This window comes from Stenotrophomonas sp. CFBP 13724 (assembly GCF_014841975.1).
Taxonomy (GTDB): Bacteria; Pseudomonadota; Gammaproteobacteria; order Xanthomonadales; family Xanthomonadaceae; genus Stenotrophomonas; species Stenotrophomonas lacuserhaii.
The window spans coordinates 1,801,811-1,823,364 of sequence record NZ_JACYUW010000001.1; the positions used below are offsets into that span (position 1 = coordinate 1,801,811).

Annotated in this window: 18 protein-coding genes; 8 read left to right on the plus strand and 10 right to left on the minus strand. The window is 65.7% G+C overall.

The annotated features are described in order from the left end of the window. Position 1: 1 nt before the first annotated feature. From IFT63_RS07890 to cmk, 7 genes are all read right to left on the minus strand, one after another. Positions 2-1,906: a nucleoside-diphosphate sugar epimerase/dehydratase gene (locus IFT63_RS07890; RefSeq protein ID WP_042615398.1), complete on the minus strand. Its 1,905-nt coding sequence runs from the start codon at positions 1,904-1,906 to the stop codon at positions 2-4. A gap of 15 nt (positions 1,907-1,921) precedes the next feature. Further along, positions 1,922-2,902 carry a glycosyltransferase family 4 protein gene (locus IFT63_RS07895; RefSeq protein WP_042615399.1) on the minus strand — a complete coding sequence of 327 codons (981 nt, stop codon included), beginning with the start codon at positions 2,900-2,902 and terminating at the stop codon, positions 1,922-1,924. Positions 2,903-2,905: 3 nt separating this feature from the next. Then, positions 2,906-4,084, minus strand: a complete 1,179-nt coding sequence (lapB, locus tag IFT63_RS07900) for a lipopolysaccharide assembly protein LapB (RefSeq protein WP_042615400.1) — start codon at positions 4,082-4,084, stop codon at positions 2,906-2,908. A 6-nt stretch (positions 4,085-4,090) separates the two neighbouring features. Then, positions 4,091-4,372, minus strand: coding sequence for a lipopolysaccharide assembly protein LapA domain-containing protein (locus IFT63_RS07905; RefSeq protein WP_042615401.1), 282 nt, complete (start codon positions 4,370-4,372; stop codon positions 4,091-4,093). Between the two features lie 75 nt (positions 4,373-4,447). Further along, positions 4,448-4,753, minus strand: coding sequence for an integration host factor subunit beta (locus tag IFT63_RS07910; RefSeq protein ID WP_042615402.1), 306 nt, complete (start codon positions 4,751-4,753; stop codon positions 4,448-4,450). 87 nt (positions 4,754-4,840) lie between these two features. Beyond that, positions 4,841-6,523: a 30S ribosomal protein S1 gene (rpsA, locus tag IFT63_RS07915; RefSeq protein WP_042615403.1), complete on the minus strand. Its 1,683-nt coding sequence runs from the start codon at positions 6,521-6,523 to the stop codon at positions 4,841-4,843. A 212-nt stretch (positions 6,524-6,735) separates the two neighbouring features. Further along, positions 6,736-7,413 (minus strand): (d)CMP kinase, encoded by a 678-nt coding sequence (gene cmk / locus IFT63_RS07920; RefSeq protein ID WP_042615404.1) that lies wholly within the window; start codon positions 7,411-7,413, stop codon positions 6,736-6,738. Between the two features lie 209 nt (positions 7,414-7,622). On the opposite strand from cmk, the gene ykgO reads away from it, so the two are divergent. The 6 genes from ykgO (at position 7,623) to IFT63_RS07950 (ending at position 12,478) form a co-directional block, all read left to right on the plus strand. Next, positions 7,623-7,748 carry a type B 50S ribosomal protein L36 gene (gene ykgO, locus IFT63_RS07925; protein ID WP_005409283.1) on the plus strand — a complete coding sequence of 42 codons (126 nt, stop codon included), beginning with the start codon at positions 7,623-7,625 and terminating at the stop codon, positions 7,746-7,748. 129 nt (positions 7,749-7,877) lie between these two features. After that, positions 7,878-8,207, plus strand: coding sequence for a hypothetical protein (locus tag IFT63_RS07930; protein WP_042615405.1), 330 nt, complete (start codon positions 7,878-7,880; stop codon positions 8,205-8,207). A gap of 42 nt (positions 8,208-8,249) precedes the next feature. Next, positions 8,250-9,293 (plus strand): agmatine deiminase family protein, encoded by a 1,044-nt coding sequence (locus IFT63_RS07935; RefSeq protein ID WP_192083764.1) that lies wholly within the window; start codon positions 8,250-8,252, stop codon positions 9,291-9,293. Between the two features lie 489 nt (positions 9,294-9,782). After that, on the plus strand, positions 9,783-10,670 hold the full coding sequence (locus tag IFT63_RS07940) for a carbon-nitrogen hydrolase (protein WP_192083765.1): 888 nt from the start codon (positions 9,783-9,785) through the stop codon (positions 10,668-10,670). Between the two features lie 22 nt (positions 10,671-10,692). Further along, positions 10,693-11,223, plus strand: coding sequence for a GNAT family N-acetyltransferase (locus tag IFT63_RS07945; RefSeq protein ID WP_192083766.1), 531 nt, complete (start codon positions 10,693-10,695; stop codon positions 11,221-11,223). A 4-nt stretch (positions 11,224-11,227) separates the two neighbouring features. Next, entirely contained in the window at positions 11,228-12,478 is a 1,251-nt protein-coding gene (locus IFT63_RS07950; protein ID WP_192083767.1) for a TraB/GumN family protein, read from the plus strand. 120 nt (positions 12,479-12,598) lie between these two features. On the opposite strand, the gene IFT63_RS07955 is transcribed toward IFT63_RS07950, so the two are convergent. The 3 genes from IFT63_RS07955 to IFT63_RS07965 are packed head-to-tail and all read right to left on the minus strand — an operon-like array spanning position 12,599 to position 20,360. Next, positions 12,599-15,679 (minus strand): efflux RND transporter permease subunit, encoded by a 3,081-nt coding sequence (locus IFT63_RS07955; RefSeq protein WP_192083768.1) that lies wholly within the window; start codon positions 15,677-15,679, stop codon positions 12,599-12,601. After that, the gene (locus IFT63_RS07960; protein WP_192083769.1) at positions 15,676-19,209 is read right to left on the minus strand and encodes an efflux RND transporter permease subunit; all 3,534 of its coding nucleotides are present in this window, start codon (positions 19,207-19,209) and stop codon (positions 15,676-15,678) included. The genes IFT63_RS07955 and IFT63_RS07960 overlap by 4 nt, the downstream gene beginning before the upstream one ends. Beyond that, complete coding sequence (locus tag IFT63_RS07965; protein ID WP_192083770.1) at positions 19,206-20,360, minus strand: efflux RND transporter periplasmic adaptor subunit; 1,155 nt, start codon at positions 20,358-20,360, stop codon at positions 19,206-19,208. The genes IFT63_RS07960 and IFT63_RS07965 overlap by 4 nt, the downstream gene beginning before the upstream one ends. A 203-nt stretch (positions 20,361-20,563) precedes the next feature. Between IFT63_RS07965 and IFT63_RS07970 the strand changes: the two genes are divergently transcribed. Further along, on the plus strand, positions 20,564-20,971 hold the full coding sequence (locus tag IFT63_RS07970; protein ID WP_192083771.1) for a cytochrome c: 408 nt from the start codon (positions 20,564-20,566) through the stop codon (positions 20,969-20,971). Between the two features lie 11 nt (positions 20,972-20,982). Next, positions 20,983-21,447 carry a cytochrome c gene (locus IFT63_RS07975; RefSeq protein ID WP_042614922.1) on the plus strand — a complete coding sequence of 155 codons (465 nt, stop codon included), beginning with the start codon at positions 20,983-20,985 and terminating at the stop codon, positions 21,445-21,447. Positions 21,448-21,554: the final 107 nt, after the last annotated feature.

Sequence of the window (21,554 nt, forward strand, 5' to 3'; positions counted from 1 at the left end):
ATTACCTGTTGGCCTCACGTGCCGGGAAAGGCACTACGTTAGCGGATGGAATGTAAGCATCCTGTTGAAGCGGATCGAATTCCGGCATCGTCGCGAACAGGATCTCCTGGATCGCGTTGATATCGTAAGTAGCGATGGCCTCGCGCAGCTTGGGCACGTTGCCCAGCACCAGGTCGCGCGAGAACGTGCGCACACCGGCCTCCAGCACTTTCGGGTGCGAAGTGGGCCGGTAATCCTCATCGGAATAGAACAGCGTCTCGTGCAGCTTTTCACCGGGGCGCAGTCCGGTATAGATGATTGCAATGTCCTTGTACGGCTGCTTGCCCGCCAGCCGGATCATCTGTTCGGCCAGCACGCGGATCGGCACCGGTTCGCCCATGTCCAGCGTGTAGATCGCGCCGTGCGATGCCGACGCGGCCGCCTGCAGGATCAGCTGGCAGGCCTCGGGAATGGTCATGAAATAGCGGGTGACTTCCGGGTCGGTCACGGTCACCGGGCCGCCCTTCATGATCTGGTCGCGGAACACCGGCACCACGCTGCCGGCCGAGGCCAGCACGTTGCCGAAGCGGACGGTCACGAAACGGGTATGCGTGGACTTCTGGTCCAGGCTCTGGCAGATCATCTCCGCATAGCGCTTGCTGGCGCCCAGCGAATTGACCGGGTCCACCGCCTTGTCGGTGGAGATGAACACGAAGTGCTCGACCCTGGCCTCCATGCAGGCCCGGGCCACATTTTCGGTAGCCAGGATGTTGTTGCGCACCGCTTCGCGCAGCTGACGCTCCAGCACCGGCACCTGCTTGTAGGCGGCCGCGTGGAAAGCCGCTTCGATGCGATGCAGCGACAGCGCGTGGCGGATCACCGCCGGATCGCCACAGTCACCCAGCACCGCCTCCACTTCGATATCCGGGAAGCTGCGGCGCAGCTCGGCTTCGATGGTCAGCAGCAGCAGCTCGCTCATTTCCAGCAGGACGATGCGCCCTGCCCCGTGGCGGGCGCACTGCCGGCACAGTTCCGAACCGATCGACCCGCCCGCGCCGGTGACCAGCACCGTACGGCCACCCAGCCAATTGCGGATCAGCGACCAGTCCGGCTGGATCGGCTTGCGGCCGAGCAGGTCTTCGATCGCCACTTCCTTCAACTGCCCCGGCAGCGACTGCCCCTGCAGGATGTCAGTGAGTTTGGGCACGGTGCGGAACGGCACCCCGGTGCTTTCGCACAGGCCGACCACGCGCTGCATGCCGACCGCATCCAGGGAGGGAATGGCGATGACGATCAGCTTGGCGGCCGTCTCGCGGGCAACTGCGGCGGCGTCATCCAGCGTGCCCAGGATCGGCAGGCCCTGCAACTTGGCGCCCTGCAGGTGCGGGGCGTCGTCGAGCAGGCCGACCGGATCGAACTCGCCTGAACGCCGCAGGTCACGAACCAGTGCCTCGGCAGCCTGGCCTGCACCGAGAATCAGCACGCGCCGCCCGCTGGTATCGGACTGCACGGCCTGGTAATCCTTCCAGGCGCGATACAGCAGGCGCGGAGCGCCCAGCAGGGCCGACAGCGCGAACGGGTAGATGACCAGCACCGACATTGGAACGCCGTCGAAGCGCTTCCACATCAGGGTCAGGACGATGGCCACCAGGCCGATGAAACTGGCCTTGAAGATGTTGATCAGGTCGGCAACGCTGGCGAACCGCCACAGACCGCGATACAGCCCGACGCGCCAGAACACCAACGCCTGGATGCCCAGCACCAGCGAGGTGTCGACATTCCAGAGCGGCAGCGCGGGCGCCTCGGGCAGGATGGAATAGCGGCCGGCATGCAGCAGCTGCCAGCAGGCCCACACCATGAACAGGTCATGGACGACAATGGCCGCGCGGGGCACCAACGCGATTATTCGATTCCACCGAGCTGACATGACCAGGTTAAACCCTCAATAGTTGCGCAGGCGAACACGCATGACAGCCCACAGACAGGCCAACAGCGCGCCCCAGGCCACCGCTACGCCGGCCTGTTGCAGCGGCGGCAGCGGAACGGAAGCATCCAGCACTGCTGCGCCGACGAGGCCGAGCAGAATATACACGCCCGTCACCCGTGCGTGGCTGAAACCCGCCTTCACCGCGCGCTGGTAGACATGCTGCGTATGCGGTTCCATCCAGCGCTGCCCCGAGAGCATGCGGGATGAGAGCGTGAAGCCCGCGTCCACGATGAAGGCTGACAACGGTATCAGCAGCGCCAACCAGTGAATGCTGGTGACGACGCTGGCCAGTCCCGCCAAGGCCGCCATCAGGTACCCCAGCGCGCCGCTGCCGACGTCACCCATGAAAATGCGTGCGCGCGGAAAATTGAACGGCAGGAACCCGAGGCAGCCGGCCGCGACCACCACCGCGATCAGCGCGAACGGCATCGGCATCACCGCAGCCAGGCTCAGCGCACCGACAAGCGCATAGCCGCTGGCGATGCCGTTGATGCCGTCCATGAAGTTCCACAGGTTCACCAGCGCGGTCGCCACCAGGAACAGCAGCACGGCCTGCAGCGCATTGCCCGTCGCCTGCCAGACCAGGCCAGCCAGCAGGGCCGATGCCAGCATGTGTACCAGCAGCCGGCGAATGGCCGGCAACGGGCGGTGATCGTCCCACCAGCCGATGCCCGCCACCAGCGCCAGGCCAGTGGCGAATATCGCCAGTTGCGCTGCGGCGGTCGGGTAGAGCAACGCGCCCGCAGCGAGGCCGACCAGCGCAGTCACCACGATGGCGATCCCCCCGCCGCGCGGCGTCGCAACCTGGTGGCTGCGGCGCTCGCCCGGGTGGTCCAGCAGCTGCCGCCGCAACGCGTAGCGACGCGCCAGCCAGGTCAGCACGCCCGATACCAGCGCCAGCGCCACAAGCGCCAGCCACGGTTGGATCTCCCGCATCGCTTACAGCACCGCGTAGTTCAGCAGCGGCTTGACCGTTCCCCATTCCTTGCAGCTGGGGCATTGCCAGTGATGGGTGCGCGCGCCGAAGCCGCAACGCGTGCAGCGATAGGCCGGGTTGCGCACCAGCAGCTGATCGGTGATGTGTTTGAGGTCATGCAGGGTCGCGGTGGGATCAGCGCCTTCGGCCAAGGTGAGGTCGATCAGCGCCGACTCGCCACGTACCGACGGGCGGTCCTTCAGCTGCCGGCCCAGATAGGCACGGGCGGGCGAAATGCCCTCTTGTTCTTCCATCAGGCGGGTCAGTGCCAGCACCGGGGCGATGCCGCGGTAATGCTCGGTCATTTCCGACAGGAAGCTGCGGGCGCCGCCCATGTCACCGACCTTGCGATAGTTCTGCATCAGCGGCTGCAGCACTTCGGGCAGGTATTCCGGATCATTGCGTGCGGCGCGCTCGAAGGCGCGCACGGCGGCTTCGGCATTGCCCGCGTCGGTTTCCAGCCTGCCTTCGATGATGCCGGCACGCACCGACATCGCATCAGCCTGGTAGGCGCGCGCAATGGCCGCCCTCGCCTCCTCGACGTTGCCGGCACCACGATGGCGTTCGGCCAGTTCACATTCAAACTGTCCCACCAGTTTGCCCATCGGCTCGCCGGTCACTTCCTCAAAGCGCAGGGCGTTGTCGATCGCCTTTTCCCAGTCGCGCTCAGCCTGGTAGATGCCGATCAGGTGCTTGAGTGCCTGCGGGGCGCGCTGGTCGATCTGCGCCAGCTCGCTGAACACCGTTTCGGCGCGGTCCAGCAGGCCTGACTTCATGTAGTCCTCGCCGAGCGCCAGCAGCGCCTGTACACGCTGGGCATCACTCAGGTCGGTACGGTTGACCAGCCCCTGGTGCAGGCGGATGGCACGGTCGACCTCGCCACGACGGCGGAACAGATGGCCCAGCGCGACCTGGGTCTCGAAGGTTTCCTTGTCCAGCTCGGCGATGTGCAGGAACAGCTCGATCGCCTTGTCCGGCTGCTCGTTGAGCAGGTAGTTCAGGCCACGGAAATAGGTGCTGGACAGGCGACTGACCTGGTTGTCACCGTGCCGCTGCCCGCCGCGACGGCCGATCACCCAGCCGGCGACGGCGGCCAGCGGTACGCAGAGAAAGAACCAGAAGTACTGGGAAACGAATTCCATGCGTGATCAGCGTCCGGCAAAAGGAGGATTGGGGGTCGCCACCGGGGTCACCAGGGCGGCCTTGTTGGCGCGGCGCAGCTGGGCATAGAGCGGAACGACCACGCTCACCAGCACCAGACCGGCACCGACCACGACCCCGACCAGCAATGCGGCGATCATCGCCACGCCAACCGAGGTATGCAATTGGGTAAATACAAGATTGATCGACATCTCGGTCATGTTGACCGCGCCGATGATGAGTCCAAGGACCAGAACGGCCAGCAGGACCAGCAAACGGAAAACCTTCATGCGACAGCTCCAGTCATGCCCGGTCTGTAGCTTATCCGACCCGGCGGGGGGATCGCACGCGCAACGTCACTGCCGTCAGGCAGGATCAGCATCCTGCGGAACCACGTCGCTGACGCGTTCGCGCAGCTCCTTGCCCGGCTTGAAATGCGGTACATGCTTGCCCGGCAGGGCGACCGACTCCCCCGTCTTGGGGTTGCGGCCCAGTCGCGGCGGGCGGTAATGCAGGGAAAAACTGCCGAAACCACGGATCTCGATCCGGTCACCGGCCGACAACGAACCACCCATCATTTCCAGCAACGACTTGACCGCCAGATCGACATCATCGGCCTTCAGGTGCGCCTGCCGGCGCGCGAGGATTTCGATCAGTTCCGATTTGGTCATTGCAGGCTCTGCTTGGGGGGCTCCAACCCTGAAACGGCCCGGACAAATGTCCGGGCCGTCCAGGAAACTACGACAGCGTAAGGCCGATTACTCGGACTTGTTGCCGCCCAGCTGTGCACGCAGCAGCGCGCCAAGCTGGGTCATGCCACCCGAAGCGGCGGACTGGTAGTCCTCCAGCACTTCGCGCATTTCGGCATCGTCCTTCGCCTTGATCGACAGCTGCAGGGTACGGCCCTTGCGGTCCATGCCCACGAACTTGGCTTCGATCTTGTCGCCAACCTTCAGGTGCTGGGTTGCATCGTCGACGCGGTCGGCGGAGATATCGCGGGCAGCCACATAGCCCTCGATGCCGTCGGCCAGTTCGATGATGGCGCCCTTGGCGTCAACTTCCTTGACCACACCTTCGATCTTCGAACCCTTCGGGTTCACGGCCATGAACTGGCCGAACGGGTCCTGCTCCAGCTGCTTGACGCCCAGGCTGATGCGCTCGCGTTCCGGATCGACGGCCAGGACGACGGCGTCCAGGTTGTCGCCCTTCTTGAAGTTGCGCACGATGTCTTCGCCAGTGGTCGCCCAGCTGATGTCGGACAGGTGGACCAGGCCGTCGATGCCGCCGTCCAGGCCGATGAAGATGCCGAAGTCGGTGATCGACTTGATCTGGCCCGACACCTTGTCACCCTTCTTGTGGGTGGCAGCGAAGGTTTCCCACGGATTGGCGGCAACCTGCTTCATGCCCAGCGAGATGCGGCGACGCTCTTCGTCACAATCCAGCACCATCACTTCGACTTCGTCACCCACCTGCACAACCTTGGACGGGTTGACGTTCTTGTTGGTCCAATCCATCTCGGACACGTGCACCAGGCCTTCCACGCCCGGCTCGATCTCGACGAACGCGCCGTAATCGGTCACGTTGGAGACCTTGCCGAAGACGCGGCTGTTGGCCGGGTAACGACGCGAGATGTTATCCCACGGATCTTCGCCCAGCTGCTTCAGGCCCAGCGAAACGCGGTTGCGCTCGCGGTCGAACTTCAGCACGCGCACGTCCAGCTCGTCGCCGACATTCACGACTTCGGACGGATGGCGCACGCGCTTCCATGCCATGTCGGTGATGTGCAGCAGGCCGTCGATACCGCCCAGGTCCACGAATGCGCCGTAGTCGGTCAGGTTCTTGACGACACCCTTCAGGATCGCGCCTTCCTGCAGCTTGTCCATCAGCTGCTCGCGCTCTTCCGAGTGCTCGCTTTCGACGACAGCGCGGCGCGAAACCACGACGTTGTTACGCTTGCGGTCCAGCTTGATGAGCTTGAACTCCAGCTCCTTGCCTTCCAGGTAGGCCGGATCGCGCACGGGGCGCACATCGACCAGGGAACCCGGCAGGAACGCGCGGACATCCTTGATGTCCACGGTGAAACCACCCTTGACCTTGCCGCTGATGCGGCCGGTGATGGTTTCGTTCTTTTCCAACGCTTCTTCCAGCTCGTCCCACACCATGGCGCGCTTGGCTTTCTCGCGCGACAGGACGGTTTCACCGAAGCCGTTCTCGATGGAATCGAGGGCGACCTTGACGATATCGCCTTCAGCGACATCGATTTCGCCAGCGTCGTTACGGAACTGTTCGATCGGCACGATGCCTTCGGACTTCAGCCCGGCGTTGATCACCACGACATCGCCGCGGACTTCCACGACGGTACCGCTGACGATCGAGCCCGGCTTCAGCTTGGCCAGATTGGCCTGGCTGGCTTCAAACAGTTCGGCAAAAGATTCGGTCATTAGATTTACTCTGTTGATCACATGGGTCAGCGGCTTCCATCAAGGAGTCCGTCTGCCCGCCTGTTGGTCGACCCCGGAAAAGCAGGCCGTGTGTGAAGTGGTTAAACCGCCACGCATCATTGCGCGACGGAGCATTTACTACCTTGCAGTACGGATCGCCTTGCGGCGGCGACAACCGCCACGAACGCTGGCGGTACTCCTGTACGAACGGATCAGGCAGCCGAAACCGGAAGCAGATCCATCACTCGTGCAACGACATCATCGATGCCGATACCAGTGGTATCGATGAGGACGGCATCGTCTGCCGGCTTCAGGGGCGCCACAGTGCGCTGTGCATCACGGGCGTCGCGGGCCATGATCTCGCGCAGGAGGTCATCAAAGTTAACAGAAACCCCTTTGTCATTCAACTGCTTATGCCGGCGCTCGGCGCGCTCCTCAGCGCTGGCGGTCAGGAAAACCTTGAATGGGGCGTCGGCGAAGATGACCGTGCCCATGTCGCGACCGTCCGCGACCAGGCCGGGCGCCGACCTGAATGCGCGCTGGCGCTCCTTCAGTGCGCTGCGCACCTCCGGAATGGCGGCAATGGCCGAGGCCAGCGCCCCGGTGGTCTCCAGCCGCAGCTCGTCGGTGGCGTCGGTGCCGTTGACCAGCACCCGCATCGCCTCGCCCTGCTCTACGAACTGGACCTTGGTGTCAAAGGTGCAGCGCACCAGCGCGGAGGCGTCGGAGGTATCGATGTCGGCCCAGCTTGCCGCCACGCCCACGGCCCGGTACAGCGCACCCGAATCGAGGTAATGCCAGCCCAGCCGACGGGCGACGATGCGGCTGATGGTACCCTTGCCAGCCCCGGAAGGGCCGTCGATGGTGAGGACGGGAACGAGTGCGGACATGGGGTTTCCAGCGGGTGTGAAGGCCCCATTCTAGCCCCAGCCTGAGCGCCTGCCACGATTGTTCTGTGCAACCACTTGAAACGATGGAGAAAAGCCCGGTAGAATGGCGGGCTTGAACGAGCGTCAACGCAGTATTGTCTCTGGCATATCGCGGCCGCGCTCCATCTGAACACTTACTTTTACACTCAACGTGTACGCCGAGGTATGCCATGAAAGTCCTGTCCTCCCTGAAGTCGGCGAAGGCCCGTCACCGTGACTGCAAGGTCGTGCGTCGTCGTGGCAAGATCTTCGTCATCTGCAAGTCGAACCCGCGTTTCAAGGCGCGCCAGCGCTGAGTCGGCCGGCCTGACGGCCGTCCACGGTTCCTTCGCGGGGCCGGTTTGATGCAGAAAGCCGCCTCCGGGCGGCTTTCTGCTTTGTTTGTGCTGTAATCGCCGTTCTTGACCACTGGGGAGTAGCTCGAGATGAAGCGTTACCTGATGTCCCTGGCCGTGCTGGCCATGCTGGCCGCCGCCACGCCGGCGCTGGCCGATACCCTGCTGATCGACCGTGCCGCCGACAAGCCGGCCGGCGCCCTGCCCGTCCGCGGACAGAGCATGCAGCAGGTGCAGAGCCAGTTCGGCTCACCCGCTGAACAGCTCGATGCCCGCGGCGGCCAGAAGCGCCAGTGGCCGACCATCAACCGCTGGGTCTACCCGCAGTTCACCGTCTACTTCGAAAGGCAGAAGGTGATCGACGTGGTGGCCAACAAGGCGGCCCCCAACGAGATCGGCCCCAAGCCGCCGATCCGCTGACGAACCCGGCCCGCGCCTGCGCGGGCGCATCCAAGCGAGACCATGAACCAGACCCTTCGTTTTCCTGCCGAATGGGAAGCCCAGAGCGGCATCCTGATTGCCTGGCCGACCGCCGACACCGACTGGGCCGACCGCCTGGGCCAGGTGGAAGAGACCTACATCGCCCTGGTCGCGGCGATCACCCGCTTCCAGCCGGTGCTGATCTGCGTGGCCGACGATGACGTGGAGACCTACGCCGAGATGCGCCTGCGCTCCAACCGCATCGACATGGACCGCGTGCTGTTCGTCACCGCCGCCTACGATGACACCTGGCTGCGCGACTCCGGCCCGATCACCCTGCAGCGCAAGGACGGCGGCTTCCAGCTGCTGGATTTCCGCTTCACCGGCTGGGGCGGCAAGTTCGACGCCACCCTGGACGATCAGCTGGTCGGCGTGCTGGATGCCGCGCGCGTGTTCAACGACGCACCGGTGCGCAGCATTGCCTTCGCGCTTGAGGGCGGTGGCATCGAAACCGATGGCCAAGGCACCCTGCTGACCACCTGGAAATGCCTGCACGAGCGTCACCCGGACCGCGACCGCGACAGCCTGTCCGCCGACCTGGCCGACTGGCTGCAGCAGGACCGCGTGCTGTGGCTGGACCACGGCTACCTGGAAGGTGATGACACCGACGCGCACATCGACACGCTGGCGCGCTTCGCCTCGGCCGACAGCATCGTCTACCAGGCCTGCGACGATGCGTCTGATTCACACCATGCAGAGCTGCAGGCGATGGGTGCTGAGCTGGCCGCGCTGCGCACCGCCGATGGCCAGCCGTACCGCCTGTTCCCGCTGCCGTGGCCGCAGCCGGTGCTGGATGAAGGGCGCCGCCTGGCAGCGTCCTACGCGAACTTCCTGATCATCAATGGCGCGGTGCTGATGCCGGCTTACGGCGACGTGGCCGACGACGCGGCGCGTGACGTGCTGGCGGCGGCGTTCCCGGACCGGGAGATCGTGCAGGTGCCGTGCCGGTCGTTGATCTGGCAGAACGGCAGTCTGCATTGCATCACCATGCAGCTGCCGGCGGGGTTGCTGGCCGCAAACGGCTGAGCCCTTCGTGGCTGGCTGGAAAGCCGCATCCTGGGGTGGGCCGGGCGGTGGGCCGCCAGCCACGAAAGAAAAAAAGCGGTAGCGCCGACCCATGGTCGGCGGAGTCCGTCACACCTCATTCCCCCTACCATCCGCCGACCATGGGTCGGCGCTACCGAAGGCCCAATGGCCGCCATGGACCTGTCGGAGGTGGGGCGGGAGGGGGTGCTGGGAACGCTCATCGCCATGAAGGGCGATGGCGAGCCTACAGGGACGTATTCACGGCGATTCCCAGCAGCCCCTCCCGCCCCGCCCGAGCCCATGCAGCAGTGCTGTTGCTGTTGCTGTTGCTGTTGCTGTTGCTGTTGCTGTTGCTATTGCTTTCGCTTCTGCTCGCGCCTCTGCCGGCCGCAGGCCAGAACACGCTCATACCCGTCATTCAGCCGCCGCCACGCCACCCTCCCCCATCCGCGTTAACATGCACGTTTTCCCCCGCAGGAACGCTTCCGGATGAGCCCCCGCCAGCCCCTTACCGTCGCCCTGATCCAGGAGCGCAACCACGGTGATGCCGCCGCCAACCTCGCCGTGATCGAATCCCGCGTCGCTGAAGCGGCCGCACAGGGTGCCAAGCTGATCCTGCTGCAGGAACTGCATAACGGCGCGTACTTCTGCCAGCACGAAAGCGTCGACGAATTCGACCTGGCCGAGCCGATTCCCGGCCCCAGCACCGAACGCATCGGCAAGCTGGCCAAACAGCATGGCGTGGTCATCGTCGCCTCGCTGTTCGAACGCCGCGCCGCTGGCCTGTACCACAACACCGCCGTGGTGTTCGAAAAGGACGGCAGCCTGCTCGGCAAGTACCGCAAGATGCATATCCCGGATGACCCGGGTTTCTACGAGAAATTCTATTTCACCCCCGGCGACCTCGGTTTCACCCCGATCGACACCTCGGTCGGCCGCCTCGGCGTGCTGGTGTGCTGGGACCAGTGGTATCCGGAAGCGGCGCGCCTGATGGCGCTGGCCGGCGCCGAACTGCTGCTCTACCCCACCGCCATCGGTTGGGATCCGGACGACCAGCAGGATGAAAAGAACCGCCAGCGCGACGCCTGGATACTCAGCCACCGCGGCCATGCCGTGGCCAATGGCGTGCCGGTGCTGAGCTGCAACCGCGTCGGCCATGAACCCTCGCCGATGGGCGCCTCGGGCATCCAGTTCTGGGGCAACAGCCACGTGCTGGGTCCGCAGGGCGAGTTCATCGCCGAAGCCGGTGGCGAAGAAACGGTGCTTATCTGCGAGGTCGACCTGCAGCGCAGTGAACACGTGCGGCGCATCTGGCCGTTCCTGCGCGACCGCCGCATCGACGCCTACGGCGACCTGCTGAAGCGCTACATCGACTGATTCCCTGCCGGAACCTGCGCCCATGGCCGTGCTTATCCGTGATGTCAGCGAGGCTGACATCACCGCGATCACCGCGATCTACGCGGTGGAAGTGACCGACTTCGTCAACACCTACGAGTACGACATCCCGGAAGCGGCGGAGATGCTGCGACGGATGCAGGACATCGTCGCCCGCGGCTTTCCGTACCTTGTCGCCGAAGTCGACGGCGAGGTGGCCGGCTATGCCTACGCCAATACCTACCGCACCCGCGTCGCCTACCAGTGGACGGTGGAAAACTCGGTCTACGTCGATGCGCGCTTCCAGGGCCAGCGCGTCGGGACCACGCTGCTGCAGGCGCTGATCGATGCCTGCAGCGCGCGCGGCTACCGGCAGATGGTCGCGGTCATCGGCGAACCCACCAATACCGCCTCCATCAAGCTGCACGAGCGCTTCGGCTTCCATCTGGTCGGTGTGTTCCAAGGCTTGGGGCGCAAGCACGGCCGCTGGCTGGACACCGTGCAGATGCAGCGTGCACTGGGCGACGGCGCGGACAGCGCCCCAACAAACGAGTAAATGCATGACTGACACTCTCCCCCTGTCCATCGACGGGACTGCAGACGATGCGCTGTTCGCCGGCCAACCGGTGCGCATCGTCGAACGCGATGGCGTGCGCTATACCCTCTTGGGCACCGCGCACGTGTCGCACGCCAGCGTGGAAGCGGTGGAAAAAGCCATCCACAGCGGCCGCTTCGACGCGGTCGCGGTGGAACTGGATCCGCAGCGCCTGCAGGCGCTGACCGAGCCGGACACGCTGGCCAAGCTGGACCTGGTGGAAGTGATCCGCAAGGGCCGCGTGGCGCTGTTCGCGGCCAACCTTGCGCTGTCGGCCTACCAGCGTCGCCTGGCCGAACAGCTGGGCATCGAACCGGGCGCCGAACTGAAGCGCGCGGTGCTGCTGGCCCGGGAACAGGGCCTGCCGGTGCACCTGATCGACCGCGAGGTCGGGCTGACCTTCAAGCGCGCTTCGGCGCAGCTGGGCTTCTTCGGCAGGATCAAGCTGATGACCGGCCTGGCCGCCGGCCTGTTCTCCTCCGACGAGGTCGGCACGGACGAAATCGAGAAGCTCAAGCAGGGCGACATGCTGGAGTCCAGCTTCGGCGAGTTCGCCAAGGAAAGCCCCGCGTTGTATGACGCCATCATCGGCGAGCGCGACCGCTACATGGCTACCCGCCTGCGCGAGGAACGTGCCCTGCAGGGCGCCGAGCCCGCCCAGCGCGAGGTGCTGGCGGTGGTCGGCGCCGGCCATCTGGCCGGCCTGGCAACGTATCTGGAAAGCGACCACGAAGCGCCGGTACCGCTGCGCGCGCAGTTGGAAGAAGTGGCCAAGAAGCGCAACATTCCGTGGTTCACCCTGGCCATCCTGGCGATCGTGGCGACCGGCATCGGCGTGGGCTTCTACCGCGGCGGGCTGGGGGTGGGCGGCGAGCTGCTGCTGACCTGGGCAATGTACACCGGGGGCCTGGCCGGCCTCGGCTGCCTGCTGGCCGGCAGCCATCCGCTGAGCATCCTCACCGCGATCGTGGTGGCCCCGTTCAAGCCGTTCCGCCTCAGCATTCCCACCGGCGCCTTCGCCGCGCTGGTGGAAGCGCGCCTGCGAAAGCCCGCCTACGAGGATTTCCTCAAGCTGCGCGACGATGCGCAGAGCCTGAAGGGCTGGTACCGCAACCGCGTGACCCGCGTGGTGCTGACCTTCATGCTGACCAACCTCGGCAGCATGCTGGGCCTGTGGCTGACCGGCTTCCAGGTATGGGGCAAGGTCGCCGGATGAAACCAGTGGGTGACGACCGAAGGTCGTCACCTGGTAGCGCCGACCCATGGTCGGCGAGCGCGGCGGGCTTCTCGCCCGGACATCCCGCCGAGCATGGCTCGGCGCTACCCATTCCGCGGTTCAGGCCTCCACCACCGGGGCGTCCACACCCCGGCCGCGGGCCTTGCCGATGAGCCGCGTCGCCGCACTGCGCGCATCATCCAGCACCGCGTAGATGGTCGGCAGGAACAGCAGGCTGACCACCGTGGAGAACGCCAGGCCGCCGGCAATCGCGCGCGCCATCGGGTAGTACGGCGGGCCGTCGCCGAACATCTGCGTGTCGGTCAACGAAATCGGCACCATCGCCAGGATTGCCGTACCCATCGTCATCATGATCGGGCGCAGGCGTTCGCGTGAGCCTTCCACCAGCGCTTGGGTGCGGGCCATGCCGCGCCGGCGCAGGTTGTTGATGTGCTCGATCATCACGATGCCGTTGTTCACCACAACGCCCATCAGCACCAGGATGCCGATGAAGGACATGATGCCGAACGAGGTGCCGGTCAGCCAGAACAGCCAGAACACCCCGAAGATCGAGAACAGCACCCCGCTCATGATCGCCGCCGGGAACAGCAGCGACTCGAACACCGCCGCCATCACCACGTAGATCATCAGCAGCGCGATGACCAGGTTGAACAGCATCTGCTGCATCGCTTCGTCATCATTGCCGAAGTCGCCGCCGTCGAAGCTGAAGCTGTAGCCGGCCGGGAAGTTCATCGGCTTGAGCACCGCCTCGATCGCCTTGCGCCCATCCGGGGCGGTGACCTTGTCAGCCAGGTTGGCCTTGATGGTCAGCGTGGTCTGCCGGTTGGTGCGGCCGATCTGCGTGGCCGAGGACAGGATCTCCACCGATACAAGGCTCAGCAGTGGCACGGTGCGGCCATCGCCGGTGCGCACGCTGAAGCCGTCCAGGTCCTCCGGCGTGCTCTGCTCGGCGCCGGCGAAACGCACCCACACCGGCACTTCGTTGTCGCCGCGGCGGAACTCGCGCATCGGGGCGCCACGCAGTGCCAGGCCGACGAAGCTGGCCACCTGTTCGGCATTGAAGCCGAACGCGGCCGCTCGCTCACGGTCGACCTTGATCGCCAGCTCGCTGCCCTTCTCACCGTTGTCGATGCGTACATCGCGCAGTTCCTTGCGCTGCGCCAGCAGTGGCAGCACTTCCTCGCCGATCTCCTGCAGCATCGAACTGGAATCGCCGACCAGCTGCACCTGCACGCCGCTGTTGCTGCCACCGGAATCGCCGCCCTGGTTGCCGACGAAGTAATCGGCACGCGCGGATTTCGGCAGGCCCTTGCGCAGTTCTTCCTGGATCGCCTTCAGGCCCCCGGCGTGCGCTTCGTCCAGGGTCACGATGGTGGAACTGCCCTCGTCTTCGCTGTACCAGGAATACACCTGGGCGATGTGCAGGCGCTCGCGGTTGGCATCGAGCCAGTCTTCCACGCGTTTCACTTCATCGGACATCTGCCGGTAGGTGTAGGCGCTTTTCCACATGTAGCCGATGAACACGTCCTTGCCACCATCGCCGCCGAACATGTCCACCTTGGTCAGCTTCATCGGCACCAGGCTGACCAGCACCACCAGCAGGATGCCGAGCAGGCTCCAGCCACGGTGGCGCAGGGTCCAGTCCAGCAGCACCGCATAGCGGCCCTGCAGGCGCGCGATGACGCCGGTCTTTGAATGCAGCAGCTTCGGGGTGTCCATGCGCGCGGACAGCATCGGGATCAGGCTCACCGCCACCAGCCAGGACGCCAGCAGGGACACCGAGATGGTGATCGCGATCTGCGACATGAAGATGCTGATGTTGTTGGTTTCACCGAACAGGTTCGGGATGAACACGATGCAGTGGCACAGGGTGCCGGCGCTGAGCGCGATGGCCACGTTGCGGGTGCCGATGATCGAGGCCAGCCGCGGTTGGTCGGGCATCCGCTCGCGTTCCTGGTAGATGCTCTCCACCACCACCACGGCGTTGTCCACCAGCATGCCCACCGCCAGCAGCAGGCCCATCATGGTCAGGATGTTCAGCGTCACCCCGACGAAGTACATGAAGCCCAGGGTGATGATGAAGCAGATCGGGATGGCCAGGGTCACCATCAGCGTGGAGGGCCAGTGGCGCAGGAAGAAGAACAGCACCGTCACCGACAGGATCAGGCCGACCGCACCGGCTTCGGCCAGTTCCAGCAGCGAGGACGTCACCGTCTTGCCTTGGTTGTCGATGACCTTGATCTGCACATCGCGCATGCTTGGCTGTGCACGGATCGCCTCCACTTCGGCCAGCGCAGCGCGCGAGACTTCCACCAGGTTGGCGCTGCGCTCCTTGAAGATGTCCAGGCCGATCGCCGGGTTGCCATCCAGGCGACGACCGTAGCTCATCCGGGTCGGTTTCAGGCGCACCTCGGCGATGTCGCCCAGACGCAGTCCCTTGGCGTTGATCACCAGGTCGCGCATCTCCTGCAGGTCGGTGATCTCGCCCACCGGCTGCACACGTACGCGCTGGCCGTTGTCGTCGATCTGCCCGGCCGACAGCGAGAAGTTCAACGTGCGCAGGCGTTCGCTGAGTTCGTTGATGCTCAGCCCATGCGCGTTCAGCCGGTTCGGGTCGATGGCGATCTCGACTTCGTTCGGCGGTGCGCCGGAGATGTTCACCCGGGCCACGCCGGGGATGCGTTCGATGCGCCGCTTGAACTCGCGGTCCAGCATGTCATACGCGCCGGTCAGGTCGGTATCGCTGGCCAGGCGTACCTTCAGCACCGGCTCGTCACTGCTGGACCACTTGAACACGTTGTAGCGCTGCAGGTCATCGGGCAGGTCGGTGCGGATGGCATCGATGCGCTCGCGTGCATCGGATGCGGCGATGGCGATGTCGCGGTCCCAATCACTGAACTCGATGAAGATGTTGGCCCCTTCGGAGGTGGCCGACGAGCGCATCCGCTTGATCCCGGTCATCGTCGCCAGGCTTTCTTCCACCGGGCGGATCAGGGTGCGTTCCACCTCTTCCGGGGTGGAACCGGTGTATGGAATCTGCACGAACAGGAAGGGTGCAGTGATGTCCGGAAGCGCCTCCAGCGGCAGCCGGAACGAGGCGATCAGGCCCACCACCACCAGTGACACGAAACACATGATGGTGGTGACCGGGCGACGAATGGAGAACTCTGCGATGCTCATGCCGGCTCCCCTTGGCCCTGCCCGGCCTTGGGCGCGTCAAAGCCCGCGTCGTGGTCCAGCTTGCGCCCGCGCTCGCGGTAATAGGCATCGCCCTTGCGGTCCATCAGGTCATACACCACCGGGATCACCAGCAGCGTCAGCAGGGTGGACACCAGCAGGCCGCCGATCACGGTGATCGCCATCGGCGCGCGCACTTCGGCGCCCTCGCCCATCGCCACCGCCAGCGGCAGGAAGCCGAACAACGTGCACAGCGTGGTCATGATGATCGGCCTCAAGCGCGAGCGTGCGCCTTCCACCAGCGCCTCGTGCTTGGCCACGCCGGCCTCGCGCAGCTGGTTGACCTTGTCGATCAGGATGATCGCGTTCTTGGTCACCAGCCCCACCAGCAGGATCAGGCCGATGAACACCACCACCGAGATCGGCTTGCCGCTCAGCAACAGCGCCAGCACCGCCCCGACCAGGGCCAGCGGGATGGTGAACAGGATCACGAACGGATGCAGCAGCGATTCGAACTGCGAGGCCATCACCAGGTAGACCAGGAAGATCGCCAGCCCGAAGGCGAAGATCAGCGATCGCGCCGACTCGGCGAGTTCTTCGCCCTGCCCGCCGATGTGCATGCCCACCGCAGCGCCCAAGGGTTGTTCGGCCACCATCGCCTGCACTTCGCGCATGGCACCGCCCAGGTCGATGTCGCGCAGGTTGGCCGATACCACTGCCACCCGCGTCTGGTCGGCACGATGGATCTCGCTGGGGCCGGTGGTGGCGACCACTTCGGCCACCGCGTCCAGGGTCACCGGGCGGGTGCTGCCCGGGTTGACGATCAGCCGGCGGATGCTGTCCACGCTGGCCCGGTCGCCCTGCTGCGCACGCACCAGCACGTCGATCTTGCGGTCGCGGAAGCTGTAGCGGGTGGCGACGTCGCCGCGCACTTTCTTGACCACCACATCGGCGATCTGGCGGGTGGTGAGGCCCAGCGCACCGGCGCGCTCCTGGTCGAAGCGGATCTGGATTTCCGGGAAGCCTTCTTCCACCGTGGATTTGACGTCGGCGTAGTGCGCGTTGTTGCGCAGCATCGCCGCCAGCCGCTGCCCGGCCTGCTCCAGCGAGGCCATGTCCTGCCCGCGCAGCTCGATTTCCAGCGGCGTGGAGAAGCTGAACAGTGCCGGTCGTGCGAAGTCCACCTGCACGCCCGGATGCGAGGCCATGGTGCCGCGCAGGCGTTCGGTGATGGCCGCTTCGCTGCGTGCATCACCGCCCCCTTCCATCACCACGGTCAGCTTGCCGATGTTCTCCCCGCTCTCTGTCGGGCTGGCATCCAGCCGCGTGCCGGCACCACTCACGCCATACAGCGAGGCGATGCCTTCACCGGCCGCCTGCTTGCCGTTGCCATGCGCCAGCTGCAGTTCGCGCACCAGCGCATCGGTCTGCTTCAGCGGCGTGCCGGCCGGCAGCTTCACCGTCATCTCGAAGCGGTCCTGGGCCAGCTGCGGGATCAGGTCCGCGCCGAGCATCGGCACCAGTGCCATGGTCGCCACGAAGGCCAGTGCGGCCAGTCCCAGCACCTTGCCCGGATGAGCCAGTGCGCTGGGCAGCAGGCGCAGGTAGCCGCGTTCGGCGCCGCCGTAGGGCTTCATCGCCACGTCGCTGGCCTTGCGCATCACCGGGCCGACCACCGCCACGATGCCGCGCCACACCCGCACCACCAGCCAGGCCGCGCCGAAGAAGCTCCAGCGGATGCCCGCCACGAAGCCGCGACGGCCGCCGGCCACCGGCTTGAGCCAGCGGTTCTGCGGACGCCAGGCTTCGCCGGCCTGCTCTTCCGGGAACGCCAGCGGCGGGCGGCCCTTCAACGAACTGAGCATCGGAATCAGGGTCATCGACACCAGCAGCGAGATCGCGATGGCGATCGCCACGGTGAGTGCCTGGTCGCGGAACAGCTGGCCGGCGATGCCATCGACGAACACCAGCGGCAGGAACACCGCGATGGTGGTCAGCGTGGACGCCACCACCGCCATGCTCACTTCCCGCGTACCCGCGATGGCTGCCTGCAACACGCCCAGCCCGCGTTCGCGCGCCTTGGCGATGCTTTCCAGCACCACGATGGAATCATCCACCACCAGGCCGGTGGCCAGCGCCAGGCCGCCCAGCGACATCACGTTCAAGCTCAGGCCCAGCTGGCCCATGAAGAAGAACGTGGCGATGATCGACACCGGCAACGACAGGCTGATGACGAAGGTGCTCCAGCCATCGCGCAGGAACAGGAAGATGATCAGGATGGCCAGCAGGCCACCGATCACCGCATCCTTCTTGACGTCGCTGATCGCATGCTCGATGAAGCGCGACTGGTCTTCGACGGTGGTGAGCTCGGCATCGGACGGGAAGGTGGTCTTGATCTGCTCCAGCCGCGCGCGCAGGGCCTCGGCGGTGGCTACGGTATTCGCGTCGCCCTCCTTGTAGATCGCCAGCTCCACCGCTTCCTTGCCGCCCAACCGGATGATCGCCTCGCGTTCCTTGTAGCCCTGGCGCACCGTGGCGACATCCTTCAGCCGCACCGGCACGCCATTGGCCACCACGCTGGAGTTTCCGCCCGATGCACTCTGCGCCGCCGATGCCGCCGACATCGCCGCGTCCGAGCCGGTTGCCGCAGCAATGGCGAACATCTGCGCCATCGCCGAATCGGCTGCGCTGCCGTTGGAAGACTGGGTGGTGATCAGCAGGTTGCGGATCTCTTCCAGATCGACGAACTGGTTGACGGTACGCACCAGGAAACGCTGCGAACCCTCTTCCAGGCGCCCGCCGGAGATGTTGATGTTTTCCTCCTTCAGGCGCTGGATGACGGTGTCGATCGGCAGGTTCAGCTGCGCCAGCTTCTGCTGGTCGATGTCCACCTGGATCTCATCTTCCAGGCCACCGCCGACCTTCACTGCGGCCACGCCGGCGACCGGCTCCAGCTTCTTCTTCAGGTCTTCGTCGGCATAGCGGCGCAGGCCGGTGAGCTCGCGGATCGCCTCGGCGTCGCTGGCCGGTGCGTCCTTGCTGGAAATCACCAGCCGCATGATCGGTTCGGTGGACGGATTGAAGCGAAGCAGCACCGGGGCCTTGGCCTCCAGTGGCAGGTTCAGCGCTTCCATCTTGTCGCGCACCTCCAGGCTGGCCTGGTCCATGTTGGTGCCCCAGGCGAACTCCAGCACCACATCGCTCTGGCCGGTACGCGAGATCGACTTCAGCTTGCGCAGGTTCTTGACCACCCCGACCGCTTCTTCCACCGGCTCGGAGATCAGGGTTTCGATCTCAGACGGTGCCGCGCCGGTGTACTCGGTGCGCACGGTCAGGGTGGGATAGCTCAGGTCCGGCAGCAGGTTGACCTTCAGGCTGTTCAAGGCGATCAGCCCGAACAGGATGAGGGTGACCGTGCACATGGCGATGGTCACGCGGCGGCGCGTGGCGAACTCCACCAGGCCTCCGCCCATGCTGCCGGGGCCGTGACCCGGGTGCGGGTCGCGACCGTGGTCGTTACCGGCCGGTGTCATGGGGCGCTCCCTGCCTTGGCAGCCGGCGTGGCCCTGGTCACCTGCTTGGGATCGGTAGGCACGATCACCTGCACCGCGGTGCCATCGCGCAGCGCGACCTTGCCGGCGGTGACCACCTGGTCGCCTGCGGCCAGGCCCTCGCGCACTTCCACCCAGGCGCCCTCGGCGTAGCCGAGCGTCACCGGTACGCGCGCGACCTTGCCGGCGCGCACGCGGAACACGGCCGGGTCACCGTCGTCCAGCAGCGCCAGGCGCGGCACCACCAGCGCATCGGCGCGCTGGTCGTAATCGATGCGGATGCGGCCGAACATGCCCGGCTGCAGCGACTGCGCGCCGCCGTCGAAAGTGCTCACCACGCGGAACGTGCCGCTGCCGGAATCGACGACCGGCGAGATGCGGTCGACCTGACCGGTGAAGCTCTTGCCCGGCAGTGCATCGGCCAGCAGGGTGACCGGCTGCCCGGCACGCAGCGTGGCCAGCTCGCGCTCGGGCACGTTGAGCGTGGCTTCCAGCCGCGCGTTGTCGACGATGCGGAAGATCGGGGTGTTGATCTGCACGAAGTTGCCGGTCTTGATCGAACGCGAAGCGATCACCCCGGAGATCGGAGCGGTAACCGTGGTGTAGGACAGTTCCAGCGTGGCCAACCGGTACTGCGCGCGGGCGTTTTCCACGTCGTAACGCAACTGGTCCACGTCTGCGGCGCTGACCATCTGCTGGCCCACCAAACGGTTGGCGCGCTGGTAGTTGTTTTCCAGCTTGCGCATCACCGCTTCGCTCTGCGCCACCGCCAGCCGCGCGCGGTCCGGGTCCAGGCGCACCAACGGCTGCCCCGCACGCACCTGCTGGCCTTCTTCCACCAGTACCGCCAGCGCCACGCCGGAGGTCTTGGCCACCACCTGCGATTCGGCGCGCGGCTCCAGTGCGGCGGTGCCGGTGTAGCTGGCGGCCACGCCGCGATGGCTGGCCACCGCCACTTCCACCGGCACGGCATCGACCTTCTTTTCTTCGGACTTGCCGTCCTTGCCGTCCGCTGCCTTGGCTTCGTTGTTGGGGCCACCCGCGCAGCCGGACATCAGCAGCGTGGTGGAGATGAGCAGCGCGGCGGCGCAGATTCCGCTGCGGCCGGCGGGCAGGAAGGCATGGCGTGACATCGTCGGGTCCCTGGGGATGCGTGAACAGGTGTGGTAGCAAAGTAATGCACCACCTCACGGCTACACCATATCCCAAAGGTCACGGTGACTTCACGCCGCCGGTCGGGCCGACCCCATTTCAGCAACATGAAACGAGCCGCTATACTCGAGCCGTTCCGTACCCCACGCCGGAACGACCAGACCCGTAGCCCGGAAACGACATCATGCGCCCGCAGCCGCTCGCCGCTTGTCTTGCTCTGGCCGTCCTCCTGCCCTTCGGGGCCGCCGTGGCCGCTCCTGCTCCTGCTTCAACACCGCCCGCCGCTGCCGCGCCTGCGCCGCTTCCGGCCCCGCAGGCTCCCGCGCCAGCCGCCGCGCTGACCGGGAACTTCGACAATGGCCGGGTCCTGGCATACACCTGCCAGGGCTGCCACGGCATCACCGGTTACAAGAACGCCTACCCCAGCTACCGCGTGCCGAAGATCGGCGGGCAGAGCGAGCAGTACCTGCTGCAGGCCCTCACCGAGTACCGCCACGGCAAGCGTCGCCATCCGACCATGCAGGCGCAGTCGATGAGTTTCAGCGAACAGGAGATCGCCGATCTCGCTGTTTACCTGTCCACCGTCAAGTAAGGCACGCCTACATGTCGAAAGCCGCGCAGTTAACGCGTCATGCCATCGCCTTGTCCGTCGCCGTCCTGATGGCCGCCTGCTCGCCGTCGCACGAAGACAGCAGCACGCAGTCGCCCGACCAGCCGGGCCAGGCCAGTGGCGATCTTCCCGCTCCTTCATCATCTGCCGGACTGCCGGCCGGTCGCCCCGCCGCCGGTGAGGCGCGTGCGCAGGTCAAGGGCAAGGCCACCGGGCAGAGCTGCATCGACTGCCACGGTGCCGATGGCAATGCGCCGATCGACCCGACCTACCCCAAGCTGGGGGGGCAATACAGTGATTACCTGGCGCACGCGCTGCAGGCGTATCGCTCCGGCGATCGCCAGCACGCGTTGATGACCCCGCAGGCGACCGGCATCAGCGACCAGGAAATCGCCGACCTGGCCGCCTATTTCGCTTCACGCCCGACCCAGCTGCGTGACCTGCACGGAGTGAAATAAGCCTCGCTGAAAACGCGTGACGGCCAGCGGCCGTCACTACCGCGGGGTGACCCGGCTAGCGCCGACCCATGGTCGGCGAGCGCAGCGGCAATCTGACCCCGTCGAGC

Coding starts and splice junctions, on each gene's coding strand:
- lapB (WP_042615400.1), bottom strand. CDS start 4,084: ATGGAATTCGTTTCCCAGTACTTCTGGTTCTTTCTCTGCGTACCGCTG.
- IFT63_RS07935 (WP_192083764.1), top strand. CDS start 8,250: ATGAACCAGACCCTTCGTTTTCCTGCCGAATGGGAAGCCCAGAGCGGC.
- IFT63_RS07955 (WP_192083768.1), bottom strand. CDS start 15,679: ATGAGCATCGCAGAGTTCTCCATTCGTCGCCCGGTCACCACCATCATG.
- IFT63_RS07910 (WP_042615402.1), bottom strand. CDS start 4,753: ATGACCAAATCGGAACTGATCGAAATCCTCGCGCGCCGGCAGGCGCAC.
- IFT63_RS07905 (WP_042615401.1), bottom strand. CDS start 4,372: ATGAAGGTTTTCCGTTTGCTGGTCCTGCTGGCCGTTCTGGTCCTTGGA.
- IFT63_RS07975 (WP_042614922.1), top strand. CDS start 20,983: ATGTCGAAAGCCGCGCAGTTAACGCGTCATGCCATCGCCTTGTCCGTC.
- IFT63_RS07965 (WP_192083770.1), bottom strand. CDS start 20,360: ATGTCACGCCATGCCTTCCTGCCCGCCGGCCGCAGCGGAATCTGCGCC.
- IFT63_RS07930 (WP_042615405.1), top strand. CDS start 7,878: ATGAAGCGTTACCTGATGTCCCTGGCCGTGCTGGCCATGCTGGCCGCC.
- rpsA (WP_042615403.1), bottom strand. CDS start 6,523: ATGACCGAATCTTTTGCCGAACTGTTTGAAGCCAGCCAGGCCAATCTG.
- IFT63_RS07945 (WP_192083766.1), top strand. CDS start 10,693: ATGGCCGTGCTTATCCGTGATGTCAGCGAGGCTGACATCACCGCGATC.
- IFT63_RS07970 (WP_192083771.1), top strand. CDS start 20,564: ATGCGCCCGCAGCCGCTCGCCGCTTGTCTTGCTCTGGCCGTCCTCCTG.
- IFT63_RS07960 (WP_192083769.1), bottom strand. CDS start 19,209: ATGACACCGGCCGGTAACGACCACGGTCGCGACCCGCACCCGGGTCAC.
- IFT63_RS07895 (WP_042615399.1), bottom strand. CDS start 2,902: ATGCGGGAGATCCAACCGTGGCTGGCGCTTGTGGCGCTGGCGCTGGTA.
- ykgO (WP_005409283.1), top strand. CDS start 7,623: ATGAAAGTCCTGTCCTCCCTGAAGTCGGCGAAGGCCCGTCACCGTGAC.
- IFT63_RS07940 (WP_192083765.1), top strand. CDS start 9,783: ATGAGCCCCCGCCAGCCCCTTACCGTCGCCCTGATCCAGGAGCGCAAC.
- IFT63_RS07950 (WP_192083767.1), top strand. CDS start 11,228: ATGACTGACACTCTCCCCCTGTCCATCGACGGGACTGCAGACGATGCG.
- cmk (WP_042615404.1), bottom strand. CDS start 7,413: ATGTCCGCACTCGTTCCCGTCCTCACCATCGACGGCCCTTCCGGGGCT.
- IFT63_RS07890 (WP_042615398.1), bottom strand. CDS start 1,906: ATGTCAGCTCGGTGGAATCGAATAATCGCGTTGGTGCCCCGCGCGGCC.